Raw genomic sequence first — 16,497 nt, forward strand, 5'->3', positions numbered from 1 at the left:
AAATTCATTATAGAGAGTATTTCTATAGATGCATGAAAAAATATCTACGTCAAATCCATATTGACTATATTTTTTTATTGCTGAACAAAATAGACCTTCCTGCAAACTTTGCTTGTTTACCAAGGTTTTCTTCAATTCGGATTAATTGATTATATTTAGACAATCTATCCGATCGTGTCAAAGACCCAGCCTTGATTTGTTTACAATTAGTAGCAACTGCTAAATCTGCTATTATATTATCCTCTGTTTCTCCTGAACGGTGAGATATGATGCTGGGATATCCTGCCATACGTGCTATTTCTATGGTATTAAGAGTTTCAGAAACACAACCTATTTGATTAGCTTTGATGAGTATTGAGTTTGCTGCTCCTTCAATTATACCTTTACTTAGACGTTCAGGATTAGTTACAAACAAATCGTCTCCTACCAGCTGACAGTATGATCCCATCTTTTTAGTCAGAATTTTCCATCCATGCCAATCATCTTCAGACATGCCATCTTCTATGGAGTAGATGGGATAGCTGTCAACAAGGTTGGCAAGATAAGAAACCATCTCATCTGATTGTAATTCTATATTTTCACCTTTTAAAATGTATTTCCCATTTTTAAAAAATGAGCTAGCAGCACAATCAAGGGCAATAAACAAATCTTTTCCTGCTCTATAACCCGCTTTTTCTATAGAATTGGTAATTAGATCAAGAGCAGAAACATTAGTTTTAAGATTAGGTGATAATCCTCCTTCATCTCCGACGTTAGTGCTGTGTCCTTGTGATTTTAATTCTTTTTTAAATGTGTGAAATACTTCTGCTCCCATGCGTATAGCATCACGTATATTATCTGCGCCTACAGGAACAATCATAAACTCTTGAAAATCAAGATCATTATCAGCATGAATACCTCCATTTAGAATATTCATTAGAGGGACGGGCAGTACATGAGCAGCACATCCTCCTAAATACTTGTATAAAGGGAGGTTGGAGGTCTGTGCTGCAGCCCTTGATATAGCAAGAGATACTCCGAGGATAGCATTGGCGCCAAGGCGAGATTTATTGGGCGTACCGTCAAGATCAATCATTATCTTGTCGGCGAGAATTTGATCTCTCGCATCACATCCTAGCAATGCCGTACGAATCTCGCCGTTAACGGATGCAACAGCTTTCAGTACTCCTTTCCCAAAATAGCGCTTTTCTTTATCGCGTAATTCAAAAGCTTCATGAATGCCCGTAGATGCTCCAGAAGGAACCATAGCACGTCCTGCACTGCCATCATCAAGGGAAACATCTACTTCGATAGTTGGGTTTCCTCTGCTATCAATAACCTCTCGAGCAATAATATCGCTAATGAACATATTTTTTTCTTCTGACCCTATATAATTTCATACCTGTATTTTTAAATAAATCTTTTTTTTATGGTTTTTATAGTGATTTTATAATTTTGTCGATAGCAATTAATTGAGATAACAATTCTGGAAGATCATTTATATTAATCATATTTGGTCCATCGGAGGGTGCATTATCAGGATCTTGATGTGTTTCTAAAAAAATCCCGGCAATTCCTGCAGCAACTGCAGATCTTGCAAGAGTGGATATGAATTTTCTTTCTCCTCCAGAGCAATTTCCGTTTATTCCTGGCTGTTGAACTGAATGACTGGCATCAAAAATAATAGGTACTCCCATGGATGCCATAATAGGTATGGAGCGCATATCATTAACTAGGTTATTGTAACCAAAAGAGGTGCCACGTTCGCAAAAAAGTACGTTCATTGCTCCATTTGCGTTGAGCTTTTGTAAAACATTCTGCATTTCCCAAGGGGATAAAAATTGTCCTTTCTTTACATTGATAACTAATCCTGTTTGAGCTGCTGCTATTAGTAAATCAGTTTGTCGGCATAAAAATGCTGGAATTTGTAAGATATCCACGCTATCTGCTATTGCCTCGCATTGTTGTTCATTATGAACGTCTGTTATTATGGGAAAACCGTATTTTTTTTTCAAATCTAGGAAAATTTCTATTCCTTTTTCAAGTCCTACTCCACGTTTTCCTTTTATTGAACTACGGTTTGCTTTGTCAAATGATGATTTGTAAATTAGTTCTAGATTTAGATTTTGACACATCTCATATAACTTATCTGCAATCATAAAGGCATGTTCATGGCTTTCTATTTGGCATGGCCCAGCAATTAGTACAAGACGTTTTCTATTCGAAAGTGTGACTTGTGTTTTGCCAGACTTAAGATGTATTTCTGAATTAGTATGTATCATATCATTCCAATCAAGTTTATTCTTCTCTGTATTCTGTGGATAAAGACTATAATTAATATTATACAATCCTTTGTTTAAAAGATAACCTTAAAAAGGTCCTATCTTTTTTTCTATAGACTATATATTATGACGGGAATAAAAAAATTAATTATATTTTTATTACTATTGTTGCTGTATTTTTTCTTTAATACATCTGTGGATATTTTGTTTGAGGAGAAATCCTAAAAATGTTGACGCTTAAACAGCAAAAACTTTTATATTTTATACGAGAATATTTCGAATCAAAGGGTGTATCGCCGTCTTTTGATGAGATGAAAAAAGCTTTGAGAATTACATCTAAGTCAGGAATATATCGTCTTATTATTTCTTTAGAAGAGGCTGGTTTTATTCGTAGAATTCCAAAACGTGCTCGAGCTCTGCAAATTATTAAAATGCCAGAAAATATGAAATTATCTTCTCGATCTGCTATTCATGATTTAAGTCCTATTACGAATAGACAGGAAAAGAGTTATTGTTGTGTAAGTGTTCCTTTTATGGGCTGTATAGCAGCGGAGGTATCAATTGATTCTGTACAAAATAAGTTTCACGATATTCTCGTTCCTTCAACAATGTTACAAAAAGGAGAGCATTATGCTCTTGAAGTCAAAGATGATTCTATGGTTGGAGTTGGTATTTTAAGAGGAGATATCGTTGTTATGTTTAGTAGTACATCAGCTGATCCAGGAGATGTAGTTTTGGCTTTTTTCGATGATCAAATTGCCACTATTAAGAGATTTCGACAGAAGGGTGATTCTATAGCTTTAGAACCTGCTAATGCTGCATATAAAACTCGTATATTCCACCTTAATAATATAAAAATTAAGGGAAAATTGGTAGGATTAATACGTCAATATCCCTATGTGAATCTAAGCGCATAATATATTTTTAAGTTATTCCTTAAATTTATATTTTTTAAAATAAAATCATTTTTATGGATGATGAAATTTATTTGTAACTGCTGATGTCATGTTTGCAACATAATGATTTGATTGAGTATATCTTTATTGTTTTAAATCCTGTTTTTTGTCCATGGTAAGAGATTCCTTGCTATTGATTTTTTAATAGTAAATTTTAACTTATCATTTTCATTAAAAGTTGGAATTATTTTTATTTCTAATGATCCATTTTTTCGTAATATTTCTGGCGTAATTAGTAATGATACATTGCATAATTGGGGGTTAATATTTTTTATCGTAGTTATGATAATATCAGATAATTTGCAAGCTAATTGGATTTTATCTTTTCTTTTAAGGACGCTTATAACTAGGCCGCTCTTATGGTATATGGAACAAAATAATTTTTTAAGACAGAGGAATTTTTTAGGATTCATTAGTTGAAGGATTTCTTTTAAAGATGATTGACTCTTTATGGAAATATATTCTGTTTTTATGGGAGGTTCGTGGAGTAGAGCTGTTAAAGCTGATTTCCATTGGGAAAGTATGAAGTTTGGTGGATTATCATTATTTAAAATAAGAGTACTTCCGTTTACTAATGCAACTAGTTTTCCATCTTCAGATATTAAAAGATCAGGATGATGATTATAAGGATAAATAAGGAGTATAGTTATTGCAATCCCTATCATTATTACTCCAATATAGCGTATATTTGTTTTAAGAAAAACCAGTAATATAAATCCAATTACTATAGTTACGAATAAAGATTGAGGTATTCTTCCTATGCAAAATTCAGTGCTGATTATTGAAATTTTATGTGCTATTTGAATGATTATTTTAATACCCTAAGCCATCACATATAAGGGATTTTCTTCCAATGAAAAAATCATTGATAATATTGTTATAATACCTGCTGGCATAACTACAAATGATAAGATTGGTATGGCAAGAATATTTGCAATCAATCCATATAAGGGTATGCAGTTAAAATGTTTTATCAAAAAAATGATGCTGAAACGCTTCCTACGAGTGATGTGAGAAAGATAACCTTTATTAATCGTATTATTGCGGTTACAATTATCCCTTTGTCTGGAAGAATTTTAAGTAAAGGATGAGGAGAATTTCTTTTACCCCATATATAACATTTGCCATAAGAGCTGCAGTTGTTGCAAAAGACATTTGAAAACTAGGGGATGTTGTTTCTGAAGGATAAATACAAATCATTAAAATAGCTGTTAATGCTATACTGCGCAACCCCATAAAATATGTATCAAATAAGTAGGAAAGAAGGGTTATAACTGACATTATATAAGCTCTTTGAGCAGAGATACTTGCTCCTGATATCAAAAAATAAAAAGTTACTGTTAAAAGGGCGCCCAAAGCTGAAATTTTCTTTATTGAAATACTTGCTGTAATAATTGGAAAACAAGATAGTATTGATCGCATGCCAAAGAAAAAAAACACCTGCTGCTATTGTCATATTTATTCCAGAAATGGCTATTATATGTGATAGACCAGACTTTCTAAGATATTCTAGAGTTTCTCTAGATATAGCATTACGTTCATCTGTTATAAGTGCGGCAGCAAGAGCACCAACATCTCCTGAAATTTTTCTGCGAATATATGTTCCTATATTAGATCTAATCTCATTTAAGAAATATTGTATTTTAAATAAAAATTGTTTCCAATTATTATTGTGTTCGGGGAAAAATACTATTTCAGGTGTAAAATAAAAGTATCCAATTGCACTAATTCCTTTATAATAATAAAAAAAACTATAATCAAAAAGTCCTGGGATTGCTGGCCCTGATGGTGGTGATAACTTTGCAATTCCTTCTATTATTGTCCCAGAGGGAAAGGGATTGTGTTTTTTAGTGATGGATAACATTACGTTTTGTAATAATAATTCTGATTGATTATAATCTGTTTTAGAAACTTGAATTAGATAGCACCATTTTCCATCTTGTAAGGGTTCACGCCATTTGACTGTTCCGCGTAATTTAGTTGTAGTCTTTTGAGAAAGAATTATAGTAGGATTTCGTGTAGTCTCAATAACTGCTAGCATCATTCCTATTAAAAAGTATGTGAAAGCAGTTACTTATAAGTATTATATTAGGATGCGAATGTCTAATTCTGATTGATATTAGCACCATGATTAGAATACTAAATACAATTCCTTGAACGGGTATTGCTGAAGGATAAATGAACCAGAATATTGCTCCAAATGCGAGGAAAACAGGAATAAATAGAAAAAGACGACCGTATTCTTTCTCTAGTTGTATAAGGTATTTTAAATGTTTAATACTAAGGTGCAAAATATTATTTTTTTGAAGCATTTGTTTTTAATATAATATAGATTTATTACGATATCATTTTTATAGTATTTAAATAATATTTTACTATTTTAAAGAAGAATATTTGATATTGTTGATAAAATATAACTTGTTAATTTGGATACTATAAGATTCGTGTTAACCTATTGATCTTTATTATCTGGGAAAAAGATTATTTAAAGAAAGTTATTTATGATGGATAAAATTGCTAAACTTCATTTAGGAAGTAAAGAGATTGATCTTCCTATGAGAGCAGGTAGTCTCGGTCCTTCTGTACTGGATATATCATCTCTTAATAAAAGTGGTATTTTTACTTATGATCCTGCTTTTTCTTCTACAGCTTCTTGTGAATCTAAAATAACTTTTATTGATGGTGATAATGGGATATTATTATATCGCGGATATCCAATTGAACAGTTATCAGAAAAGAGTGATTTTTTAGAAGTATGTTACTTATTGCTGTATGGAGAACTACCTAATATCAGCCAACAAAAAGACTTTAATTATAAAATTTCAAGGCATACTTTGCTCAATGAAAATATGTCTCGCTTTTTTACAGGTTTTCCAAACAATGCTCATCCTATGGCTATGTTGGTGAGCGCAGTAGGTGCATTATCAGCTTTTTACTATAGCCCATCTGATGTTCAAAATTTGGAACAATGCACTACTGTATCATTGCGTATGATTGCTAAAATATCCACTATAGCAGCAATGATTTATAAATATTCTATAGGTCAACCTTTCGTTTATCCAAAGAATGATTTTGATTATACTTCAAATTTTTTACATATGTGTTTTTCTGTCCCTTGTGAAGAATACCATATAAATCCTTTGTTATCTCGTGCTATGAATCGTATATTCATATTGCATGCTGATCATGAACAGAATGCTTCTACTTCTACAGTTCGTTTAGCGGGTTCTTCTGGGGCAGATCCTTTTGCATGTATAGCATCTGGGATATCTTGTCTTGGAGGGCGTGCGCATGGTGGAGCTAACGAAGAGGCACTTAATATGTTGATGGATATAGGTTCTCCTGAACGAATTCCTGATTATATAAGACGAGCTAAAGATAAAAATGATCCATTTCGTATTATGGGTTTTGGGCATCGAGTTTATAGGAATTATGATCCTAGATGTAGAATTATGAGACAGACTATGTACGAAGTCCTAGAGGCAACGGGTAATTATAATGATCCAATAGCTCAGGTTGCTATTGAATTGGAAAAAATTGCTCTTGATGATGATTATTTTATTGAACGAAAACTATATCCTAACGTTGATTTTTACTCTGGAATTACGTTAAGAGCTTTGGGTTTTCCAACAAATTTATTCACGGTATTGTTTGCGGTTGCTCGTACAGCGGGCTGGATATCACAGTGGAAAGAAATGATAATGGATCCATCTCGAAGGATAGGTCGTCCTCGGCAGCTTTATATTGGTGAATCGAGTAGAAATTATATCAATATAGAAAACAGAAATAATTGATACGATTGGAATTTGAAAGTTGCTATAATAATTTTAGTAATTGATCTGCTTTGTTAATTTTAGGTTAATATTAATTTTTTATTATGTTTCTGATAAAATTGTTCTTATCTTTGAATATTATTTGAAATTATCTGATATTATGAGGGCTTTCATTTATCTATTATACTTAACTATGAGGATTTGTATTTAGTGTCATATATATTATAATTTAATATAGATTAAGCGGTTGTATATTACAAAATCAGTATTTATGATATTTAAAGATTTTGGGAAATTAAATTGATGTCTTTTTCTATGAAGAGTGATTTTTATGAGCACTGATAACGCATCTGATTCAGATACTTTAGTTGAAGGAAATATTAGATCTATTTCTTTGCAATCTGCTTTAGAAGAAAGGTATCTTGCATATGCTTTATCAACGATTAAAGAGCGTGCAATTCCTGACTTACGAGATGGTTTTAAGCCTGTGCATAGGCGTATTATTCATGCAATGAGTGAAATGGGTTTAGATTTCAATGCTGCTTTTAAGAAAAGTGCTCGTATTGTTGGTGAAGTAATAGGTAGGTTACATCCTCATGGAGATCAATCTGTATATGATTCGTTAGTACGTCTCGCTCAATCTTTTGTTCAAAGATATCCTCTTATTAGAGGTCAAGGTAATTTTGGTAATATTGATGGCGATAGTGCGGCAGCTTATCGTTATACAGAAGCACGAATGACTCAAGTTGCTGAGTTGATTCTGCAAGGAGTTGATGAGGATGCTGTTGACTTTCGTGATACATATAATGAAGAAGGTTCAGAGCCTATTGTTTTTCCAGGAAAATTCCCTAATCTTTTAGCTAATGGTTCATCTGGTATAGCTGTTGGGATGGCTACTTCTATTCCTTCTCATAATGTTCATGAGATTTGTGATGCTGCTCTTGCCTTGATTGATGATCCAGAAATTTCGATAGAAGGTTTGCTTGAATATATTGTAGGACCTGATTTCCCAACTGGTGGTATTGTTGTTGAAAGTCGTGAAAGAATTTTAGAATCCTATCGTTTAGGTCGAGGAGGATTTAGAGTACGTGCTAGATGGCGTGTAGAAGAACTTGGGCGTGGTTCTTGGTGCATTGTTGTTACTGAGATACCATATCAAGTGCAAAAGTCTCGATTAATTGAGAAGATTGCTGATCTTATTATAACCAAAAAAATACCTTTGTTAGATGATATTCGTGATGAATCTGCTGAAGATATCCGAATTGTTTTATTTCCTAAAAATCGTTCGGTAGATCCGGATTTGTTGATGGAATCAATGTTTATGTTAAGTGATATGGAGACACGATTTCCATTGAATATGAATGTTCTCTCAATGGGTCGCATTCCTCAAGTTATGTCTCTGGATAGTGTTTTGAAGGAGTGGTTATCGCATCGTAGAGAGGTTCTTTTGCGAAGATCTTCTTTTAGGATGAAAGCAATTGATTGTCGGGTAGAAATATTAAAAGGTTTATTGATTGCATATTTGAATATTGATGAAATTATCGCAATTATTAGAAATGAAGATAAGCCAAAAACAGTAATGATATCTCGTTTTTCTCTTACGGGTAATCAGGCAGATGCCATACTCAATTTGAGACTGCGTTCGTTACGTAAATTAGAAGAATATCAAATCAAATCAGAGTTAGATAATTTGCTCATTGAGAAGGGAAATATTGATGAGTTGTTGAACTCAGTGAAAAAGCAATGGGATAAAATATCTTGTGAGATTCGTGAAGTAAAAGAAATTTTTTCTAAATCAACAGCTTTGGGTAGGCGGCGCACAACATTTTGTGATGTTGCAATAACCGACAAAGCAACATTACAGCAGGCAATGATTGAAAAGGAATCTGTAACAATTGTAATTTCTAAAAGAGGTTGGATTAGATCTTTAAAAGGTCGTTCTGTCGATTTATCTGCTCTTAATTTCAAAGAAGGTGATAGTTTAAAAATAGCATTTCATTCCTATACTACGGAAAAAATATTGCTTTTATCAACCGATGGGAAAGCATATACTATTCCTGCTAGTAATTTGTTAAGTGGACGTGGTCACGGAGAGGCAATACAACTTTTGATTGATCTTAATCACAATCAAGGCATTGTTACGGCATTTGTTTATGATTATACAAGTAAATTATTAGTCGTTTCTAGCAAGGGCAATGCTTTTATAGTAAGAGAATCAGAGATCATTTCAAATACGCGTAAAGGCAAAAGATTTTTAAAAGTTTCTTCTGAAGATAGTATGAAGTTAGTTGTTAAGGTTACAGGTGATCATGTTGCTGTTGTAGGAGAAAATCGTAAGTTATTGATATTTCCAATAAATAATATTCCTGAAATGGTTCGTGGAAAAGGTGTACGTTTGCAATCATATAAAGATGGTACTATTTCGGATATTATATTCTTCAACATGTGCGATGGTCTTACTTGGGTAGATAGTGCGGGACGTTCTTATAAACGTTCTAAAGATGAGTTATCAGCATGGATAGGTAGACGTGGAGGATCTGGTTCTCTTGTTCCAAGAGGATTTCCTCGTTCAGGAAAATTTTTGAGTAAATAATATTTTTGTGGCGTATTGAAGTTTTTATTTAGTTGCTGTTATGATGGATTTGTAAATTTTTTCGATAATATGGATTTTTTAAAAGGCACTTTTAAGCCATGCACTAATGAATCTTTTTAAATAAATAACTCTTATTTTCAAAGATGATTGAGAATATTAGCTGCTTCCATTGCAAAATAAGTAAAAATACCATCGCATCCTGCGCGTTTAAATGAAAGTAGACTTTCCATCATGGCATCCTTTTCATTGATCCATCCCTGAAGAGACGCTGCCTTGATCATAGCATATTCTCCAGATACTTGATATGCAAAAGTAGGCAATCCGAATTTTTCTTTAATACGAAAACATATGTCTAGATAAGGTAAACCAGGCTTTACTAAAATCATGTCGGCGCTTTCTTGAATATCAATAGAAGCTTCTCGAATTGCCTCCTGTGCGTTAGCAGGATCAATATAATAAGTTTTTTTATCTCCTTTCAAAAGTTTTCGTGTAGAAATTGCATCACGATATGGTCCGTAGAACGAAGAATTAAATTTGATAGCATGGGGCATAATACCAACATTAGTATGTCCTTTGCTATCAAGCTTTTTCCTTATCTCTCCCACACGACCATCCATCATTTCTGACGGAGATATTATATCAGCTCCTGCATCTGCTTGCATTATTGCTGCGCTTGAGATTATTTCTACTGTTTCATCATTAATAATTTCACCGTTACGTAATATGCCATCATGTCCATGTGTGGTAAATGGATCTAATGCAACATCTGTTATTATGCCTATATTAGGTATAGTTTTTTTGATAGCATGAATACATTCGTTTATAAGATTGTTATTGTCTAGAATATTTGATCCCATATCATCGCGTAAATTTAATGATATGTTAGGTAATATAGTAATAGCTGGTATCCCTAGATCAATAACTTGTTTAATTTTTTCTACTGCAATATCAATGCTCATACGTGAAACATCTGGCATAGAATTTATTGGTTCTATTATTTTTGTGCCAGAAGTTATAAATATGGGAAATATAAGATCATTGACAGATAATTGATTTTCGCAAACAAGTTTTCTTATCCAATCAGATTTACGATTTCTTCTCATTCTTCTATGGCAAAATATTTTATTACTAGTCGTATCAATATCAAACAAAGGCGTATCCTCTTAAGTTACTTGGACAAGCAATATCACAAAAACATGAAAGGGAAAAGTTAAAAATATAACGCTAAATTTGATAATTATTGCATTATTGATTATTTTATTCCTATAAAATTTCAATTTTTATTTTAATAATATATTTTCTATTTTTACTATTATTTGTCCGTTTATAAAATAATTTTGATTATTGATATTGCTATTTCAAGAGATGTTTCGGTAAATTTTTTTATTATATCATTCTAGATATGATACATAGATCAATCTATGTTATTGATATATGATCTATATTGTTGATATATGATTTATGTAATCGTTCTGATATTATGATTGATAATTAATGTTAACATTATAAATAATATAATTATTAACGTATAATTAAGGATTAGTTTTAATTAGAACTTGAATAGTGTGTGTTAAATTTTCCTTTTGTATGGTTGCAAGATTTATATTTTTTTAAAACCAGAGGGGGAATATATGAAAAATAATATACAATCAAGGATAATCTTAGATAATGACGATACTGTAAAAAATGATATATCTTTCTTGTATGTGGAATGTTTGCGTTTGGTTGAGCGCTTACACAGAAGTCTTTTGGATGTTACAAGAGATGAATTTGAAAGAAAAGGGCGTAGTGATGTTAATGCCGTACAAGCTCTTTTACTTTTTAACATTGGTGATCTTGAATTAACTGCGGGTGAATTACGTTCACGAGGATATTATTTAGGTTCTAATGTATCGTATAATTTAAAAAAATTAATAGATATAGGATTCATTAAACATCAAAGATCCCGTATTGATAAGAGGTCTATTCGTATTAGTTTGACTCAGTCAGGAAAAGAAATAGCAAATACTATTTCTGATCTATATCAACGTCATATACAGTCTATTGATAAAGTAGGAGGATTGTCAGTTGATGATTTTATTGCAATGAATAGACTCTTACAGCGTTTAAATCGTTTTTGGGGTGATCAGATTGCATATCGTCTTTGAAGAATTAATTTAAAAGTTATCCTGATAATTATTTAAATTTCTATTATTTTAGTTTAATATAATTTAGCTTAGTACTTATTGTAATATTTTTTATATTTAAAATTGTATTCGAAATTTTATTTTGTGATTATTAAAAATATATGATATTTTCACAGTATTCTTAAATATAAACTGAGTATAGGAAGAAGTATGGTTGGATGTTTTAAAAAAAATAAGGCCTTATGTAGTCTTTTTGTTTATTTAGTACTACCTATGGTAATGTTTATTGCAATACAACCTGCTAATGCTGATGATAATGTATTAGATGAAATGATTAAAGAATCTTACCATTCCGCTGTAGATGATCGTTTTGATAATTTTCTTTTTCGTTCAGATATGGGGATTGATTCAGATTATGCAATTGTCAGCAAAAAAACCATTGCTACAACTGAAAAAGCAATTGCTTTTTATCAAGATATACTTAGCAGAGGAGGTTGGCCAAAATTAGCTGTTCATAATCTTCGTTTGGGATCTTCTACTGCTTTAGTGCAAAAATTGAGAGAAAGACTTATAATTTCAGGTGATCTAGATTCTTCAAAGGGATTTTCTTCTGTATTTGATTCATATGTTGAATCTGCAGTTAAACTTTTCCAAATGCGACATGGATTACATCCTAGTGGAGTGGTTGATGATTCAACTATAAGTGCTATGAATGTTCCTGTCGACTTTAGAATTAGACAGTTGCGTCTGAATCTTGTGCGTATTGAAAAGCTTTTAGAAAAGAATATGGGTATTAGTTATGTATTGGTTAATATTCCTGCTGCATCTCTAGAAGCTGTGGCAAATGGTAAAGTAGAACTTCGTAGTGAAGTTATAGTTGGAAGGATAGATCGTCAGACTCCTATTTTGCATTCTAGAATAAATCGTATTATTTTTAATCCTTATTGGGTTATACCTCGTTCTATTATTAAGAATGATGTTATGTCGTTGCTTCGTCAATATCCTCAATATTTGAAGGATAACAACATCCATATGATTAACGATAAGGGAAAAGAGGTTTTTTCAGAGGAGGTAGATTGGAATAGCGATGATCCTCCTAATTTTATTTTTCGGCAAGAGCCTGGTAAGATTAATGCAATGGCCTCAACTAAGATTGAATTTTATAGTCAATACAATACTTATATGCACGATACTCCCGAGCCTACTTTGTTTAATAATATTTTAAGATTTGAGACTTCTGGATGTGTACGTGTAAGAAATATCATTGATTTAGATGTATGGCTTCTTAAAAACAATCCTGATTGGTCTCGCTATAATATTGAAGAGGTTATAAAGACTCGAAAAACCACTCCTATTCAGCTCGCTAAAGAGGTTCCAATTCATTTTGTTTATATATCTGCATGGTCTTCAAAGGATTCAATAATACAATTTAGGGATGATATTTATGGATTAGATAATGTTCACATAGAATATATTCCTCTTCCAGAACGTCATTACGAAGATCATGCATAGTAAGATTAAAGATGGTAAACTTCGATTAAGTAATATGTATTTATTGAACTGGTATTTGATCTATATCCGCAAGATTTATTATGTATAAGAAAGTTATATAATGGTTATGATAAAAAAGAATAATTTTGTAAATCAATCCTTGAGAGAATCTGATTCCGAGATTTTTACTTTAATTGGAAAAGAATCTTGTCGTCAAAGTGACGAGATACAGTTGATTGCATCTGAAAATATAGTTTCACGTGCGGTTCTAGAGGCTCAAGGATCTCTTCTTACCAATAAATATGCAGAAGGATATCCTGATAATCGCTATTACGGTGGTTGTCAGTATATTGATGATATTGAAAATATTGCAATTGAACGTGCGAAGAAATTATTTAATGTTAATTACGTTAACGTACAGGCGCATTCTGGTTCTCAGATGAATCAAGCAGTTTTCTTAGCATTGTTGAATCCTTATGATAGTTTTATGGGATTGAGTTTAGATTCGGGAGGACATTTAACTCATGGATCATCGGTAAACATGTCTGGAAAGTGGTTTAAAGCTATTCCTTATAATGTGAGAAAAGAAGATGGTTTGCTTGATATGAATGAGATTGAGAGATTGGCTGTTAAATATAAGCCTAAATTGATTATATCTGGTGGTACAGCTTATTCTCGTTTTTGGGATTGGGGTCATTTTCGTTCAATTGCAGATTCTGTTGGAGCATATCTTATAGCAGATATATCACATGTTTCTGGTCTTGTTGTGGGAGGGAATCATCCATCTCCTGTACCTCATTGTCATGTAGTAACTACAACAACTCATAAGTCTTTAAGAGGTCCGCGTGGTGGATTAATAATGACTAATGATTTGGATTTATCTAAAAAAATTAACAAGGCTATTTTCCCAGGGTTGCAAGGAGGGCCGTTTATGCATTCTATTGCAGCTAAAGCAGTTGCTTTCGGAGAAGCTCTACGATCTGAATTTAAAAATTACTCTAAACAGATTGTGCTTAACTCGCAAGCTTTTGCAAAAAAGCTACAATCTTTGGGATTTGATATCGTTTCTGGTGGTACGGATAATCACTTAATGTTGGTAGATTTGCGTTCGAAAGGCATAACAGGAAAAACTGCTGAGAGTATTCTTGGTCGTGTTTCTATTACTTGTAATAAAAATAGTATTCCATTTGATCCAGAAAGTCCATTTGTTACTTCTGGTATTCGTTTGGGTACCCCTTCTAGTACGACTAGAGGATTGAAAGAGAAGGATTTTGAATATATAGCTGAATTGATTGCGGAAGTTATTGATGGATCTTCATCTAGTGAAAAGAATGATTTATTAGACTTTTCAGTTTCTAATAAAGTTAGGGAATTTATTAATCTTTTTCCTATTTATGATTAATTTATTTATACGTTAAAGTAATAATTTTTTTTATTTCTCTATATTGAAATTATAATTTGATCTTTTTGGAGGAATAATTATTTGTGCAGTTAATTATTTTAATTTTTTTTCATGTTTTATTTTGTTATCTTCGATTGATAGGATTACGTGTAGTGTCCATATCTGATCTTGATGCAAGGTTTATGTCTGCAGCATTAAGGTTTTCTCGTTGGCATATGGGTTTGACTTCGACTAATCCTTCCGTTGCTTGTTTGATTGTTAAGGATGAAATTATAGTTGGAAGAGGAATAACTGCTTTTGGAGGACGTCCTCACGCTGAAGTGCAAGCTATTGAAGAGGCGGGAGAAAAGTCAAAAGGTGCAACAGCTTATGTTACTTTAGAGCCTTGTTCTCATTATGGACAGACTCCCCCTTGTGCAAAATTGCTTGTTGAATCTGGGTTGAGACGTGTTGTTGTATGTGTTTGTGATCCTGATGTGCGAGTATCTGGAAGGGGGATAAAATGGTTAATTCAAAAAGGTGTAGTTGTTGACATAGTAATGGAAAGAGAAGGGGAAAGGATTCTTAATCCTTACTTGGTTCGTCAAGTGAAAAATCGTTCTCATGTAACACTTAAACTTGCTGTATCTAAAGATAATATGATTGGTATTATGGGGTGTGGATCTGTTCCTATAACGGGATCTATTTCAATAAATCAGGTTCATTTATTGAGAGCTCAGTCAGATGCTATTCTCGTGGGTATAGGTACTGTAATTTCTGATGATCCAGAATTAACTTGTAGGCTAAATGGTTTGAATGATCGTTCTCCTATTCGTATTATATTAGATCCAAATTTCAAACTATCTCTTGATTCTAAAATTATAAAAACCTCTTTATTAGCTCCTATTATTATTGTTACTGAAAATGATGATCCCGTACTTGCTCTTGCTTTTAAAAAAAAAAATATAGATATTATCTATTGTGATTGTCGTAATTTGGAGAGATTATTAGCTATATTAGCAGATCGTGGTGTTACTTCTTTATTAGTAGAAGGTGGTGCCATAGTAGCTCGTTCTTTTATTAATTCTAGATTAGTAGATTCTATTATTCTTTATAGATCACGTAAAATTATAGGTAAGTGTGGTATTCCTTCTCCTATAGAAGAAGGATATATTAACAAAAATTTTTTTTGTATTCGACGTGATTATTTTGGTTTTGATGTGTGTTTTGAGTATGTAGGGAACAATTTGTGTTTACGGGAATCGTAACCGACATAGGAAAAATTATAGCAATTATACCAATCGCAAAAGGTATAAGATTGCGTATCATGACATCTTACGATACTTCAAAAATGAAGATAGGTTGTTCTATAGCACATGCTGGTATTTGTTTAACAGTTGTACGAATACCAGAAGATTGTTCTGTGAATAATTGGTATGAAGTAGAAATTTGGGAGGAGACTAAACGTCTTACAAATACATCTTCATGGGATATAGGTACTTTTATTAATCTAGAACAGTCTATGAAATTAGATGATAGGTTGGATGGACATCTTGTTTCTGGTCATATTGATGGTATTACAGAAATTCTTTTTCTAGATTTTATTGGTGATTCAATGTATTGTCGTCTTAGTATTCCCTGTAATTTGAAAAAATTTATAGTAGTTAAAGGATCTGTGTGCCTTAATGGAGTATCATTGACGGTGAATTTAGTAGGTGAGAATTTTTTTGATATTTTATTAATTAGCCATACTATCGAAAAAACAACTTGGAAAATGCATAAAGTAGGTGATTTGATAAATATAGAAGTAGATTATATAATACGTCATTTTGCTAGATTATATGCTCCTATTGATTCTTAATAGATGATATTAAGATTTAAATTTTATAAAATAAGAGTTGGATTTTTGTTTTTAG

At 32.2% G+C, this 16,497-nt stretch carries 15 protein-coding genes; 8 read left to right on the plus strand and 7 right to left on the minus strand.

Features of this window, described 5'->3' with window-relative positions:
* Positions 1 to 64: 64 nt before the first annotated feature.
* Both eno and kdsA read right to left on the minus strand, forming a co-directional pair.
* Positions 65 to 1,348, minus strand: a complete 1,284-nt coding sequence (gene eno / locus GY664_RS00225) for a phosphopyruvate hydratase (protein WP_333947456.1) — start codon at positions 1,346 to 1,348, stop codon at positions 65 to 67.
* Positions 1,349 to 1,415: 67 nt separating this feature from the next.
* On the minus strand, positions 1,416 to 2,261 hold the full coding sequence (kdsA, locus tag GY664_RS00230; RefSeq protein WP_333947457.1) for a 3-deoxy-8-phosphooctulonate synthase: 846 nt from the start codon (positions 2,259 to 2,261) through the stop codon (positions 1,416 to 1,418).
* A gap of 227 nt (positions 2,262 to 2,488) precedes the next feature.
* On the opposite strand from kdsA, the gene lexA reads away from it, so the two are divergent.
* A complete protein-coding gene (gene lexA, locus GY664_RS00235) occupies positions 2,489 to 3,178 on the plus strand; it encodes a transcriptional repressor LexA (protein ID WP_333947458.1) in 690 nt (229 codons plus the stop codon).
* Positions 3,179 to 3,309: 131 nt separating this feature from the next.
* Here the strand turns inward: lexA and GY664_RS00240 are convergent, their stop codons facing one another.
* From GY664_RS00240 to GY664_RS00255, 4 genes are all read right to left on the minus strand, one after another.
* The gene (locus GY664_RS00240; RefSeq protein ID WP_333947459.1) at positions 3,310 to 3,882 is read right to left on the minus strand and encodes a hypothetical protein; all 573 of its coding nucleotides are present in this window, start codon (positions 3,880 to 3,882) and stop codon (positions 3,310 to 3,312) included.
* 156 nt (positions 3,883 to 4,038) lie between these two features.
* Complete coding sequence (locus tag GY664_RS00245) at positions 4,039 to 4,194, minus strand: ComEC/Rec2 family competence protein (RefSeq protein ID WP_333947460.1); 156 nt, start codon at positions 4,192 to 4,194, stop codon at positions 4,039 to 4,041.
* A 76-nt stretch (positions 4,195 to 4,270) separates the two neighbouring features.
* Positions 4,271 to 4,573 (minus strand): ComEC/Rec2 family competence protein, encoded by a 303-nt coding sequence (locus GY664_RS00250; protein WP_333947461.1) that lies wholly within the window; start codon positions 4,571 to 4,573, stop codon positions 4,271 to 4,273.
* Positions 4,464 to 5,258: a ComEC/Rec2 family competence protein gene (locus tag GY664_RS00255; protein ID WP_333947462.1), complete on the minus strand. Its 795-nt coding sequence runs from the start codon at positions 5,256 to 5,258 to the stop codon at positions 4,464 to 4,466. Before GY664_RS00255 ends, GY664_RS00250 begins: the two co-directional genes overlap by 110 nt.
* A gap of 460 nt (positions 5,259 to 5,718) precedes the next feature.
* Here GY664_RS00255 and GY664_RS00260 point away from each other — a divergent pair, with 460 nt between their 5' ends.
* Together GY664_RS00260 and parC are read left to right on the plus strand one after the other, a co-directional pair.
* The gene (locus tag GY664_RS00260) at positions 5,719 to 7,011 is read left to right on the plus strand and encodes a citrate synthase (protein WP_333947463.1); all 1,293 of its coding nucleotides are present in this window, start codon (positions 5,719 to 5,721) and stop codon (positions 7,009 to 7,011) included.
* 310 nt (positions 7,012 to 7,321) lie between these two features.
* Positions 7,322 to 9,583, plus strand: a complete 2,262-nt coding sequence (parC, locus tag GY664_RS00265; protein ID WP_333947464.1) for a DNA topoisomerase IV subunit A — start codon at positions 7,322 to 7,324, stop codon at positions 9,581 to 9,583.
* 137 nt (positions 9,584 to 9,720) lie between these two features.
* Here the strand turns inward: parC and hemB are convergent, their stop codons facing one another.
* Entirely contained in the window at positions 9,721 to 10,734 is a 1,014-nt protein-coding gene (gene hemB, locus GY664_RS00270) for a porphobilinogen synthase (protein WP_333947465.1), read from the minus strand.
* Positions 10,735 to 11,214: 480 nt separating this feature from the next.
* Here hemB and ldtR point away from each other — a divergent pair, with 480 nt between their 5' ends.
* The 5 genes from ldtR (at position 11,215) to GY664_RS00295 (ending at position 16,442) form a co-directional block, all read left to right on the plus strand.
* The gene (gene ldtR, locus GY664_RS00275) at positions 11,215 to 11,730 is read left to right on the plus strand and encodes a transcriptional regulator LdtR (RefSeq protein ID WP_333947466.1); all 516 of its coding nucleotides are present in this window, start codon (positions 11,215 to 11,217) and stop codon (positions 11,728 to 11,730) included.
* A gap of 189 nt (positions 11,731 to 11,919) precedes the next feature.
* Positions 11,920 to 13,221, plus strand: coding sequence for a L,D-transpeptidase family protein (locus tag GY664_RS00280; protein WP_333947467.1), 1,302 nt, complete (start codon positions 11,920 to 11,922; stop codon positions 13,219 to 13,221).
* Positions 13,222 to 13,321: 100 nt separating this feature from the next.
* A complete protein-coding gene (glyA, locus tag GY664_RS00285) occupies positions 13,322 to 14,602 on the plus strand; it encodes a serine hydroxymethyltransferase (RefSeq protein ID WP_333947468.1) in 1,281 nt (426 codons plus the stop codon).
* Between the two features lie 152 nt (positions 14,603 to 14,754).
* Entirely contained in the window at positions 14,755 to 15,849 is a 1,095-nt protein-coding gene (ribD, locus tag GY664_RS00290) for a bifunctional diaminohydroxyphosphoribosylaminopyrimidine deaminase/5-amino-6-(5-phosphoribosylamino)uracil reductase RibD (RefSeq protein WP_408612112.1), read from the plus strand.
* Positions 15,831 to 16,442, plus strand: coding sequence for a riboflavin synthase (locus tag GY664_RS00295; RefSeq protein ID WP_333947470.1), 612 nt, complete (start codon positions 15,831 to 15,833; stop codon positions 16,440 to 16,442). Before ribD ends, GY664_RS00295 begins: the two co-directional genes overlap by 19 nt.
* Positions 16,443 to 16,497 lie beyond the last annotated feature (55 nt).

The sequence above is a fragment of the Candidatus Liberibacter brunswickensis genome (assembly GCF_036858155.1).
Classification (GTDB): domain Bacteria; phylum Pseudomonadota; class Alphaproteobacteria; order Rhizobiales; family Rhizobiaceae; genus Liberibacter; species Liberibacter brunswickensis.

Excerpts from the sequence above, each read along its gene's own strand:
- eno (WP_333947456.1), bottom strand. The coding sequence starts at position 1,348 with ATGTTCATTAGCGATATTATTGCTCGAGAGGTTATTGATAGCAGAGGA.
- kdsA (WP_333947457.1), bottom strand. The coding sequence starts at position 2,261 with ATGATACATACTAATTCAGAAATACATCTTAAGTCTGGCAAAACACAA.
- lexA (WP_333947458.1), top strand. The coding sequence starts at position 2,489 with ATGTTGACGCTTAAACAGCAAAAACTTTTATATTTTATACGAGAATAT.
- GY664_RS00240 (WP_333947459.1), bottom strand. The coding sequence starts at position 3,882 with ATGATAGGGATTGCAATAACTATACTCCTTATTTATCCTTATAATCAT.
- GY664_RS00255 (WP_333947462.1), bottom strand. The coding sequence starts at position 5,258 with ATGCTAGCAGTTATTGAGACTACACGAAATCCTACTATAATTCTTTCT.
- GY664_RS00260 (WP_333947463.1), top strand. The coding sequence starts at position 5,719 with ATGATGGATAAAATTGCTAAACTTCATTTAGGAAGTAAAGAGATTGAT.
- parC (WP_333947464.1), top strand. The coding sequence starts at position 7,322 with ATGAGCACTGATAACGCATCTGATTCAGATACTTTAGTTGAAGGAAAT.
- ldtR (WP_333947466.1), top strand. The coding sequence starts at position 11,215 with ATGAAAAATAATATACAATCAAGGATAATCTTAGATAATGACGATACT.
- GY664_RS00280 (WP_333947467.1), top strand. The coding sequence starts at position 11,920 with ATGGTTGGATGTTTTAAAAAAAATAAGGCCTTATGTAGTCTTTTTGTT.
- glyA (WP_333947468.1), top strand. The coding sequence starts at position 13,322 with ATGGTTATGATAAAAAAGAATAATTTTGTAAATCAATCCTTGAGAGAA.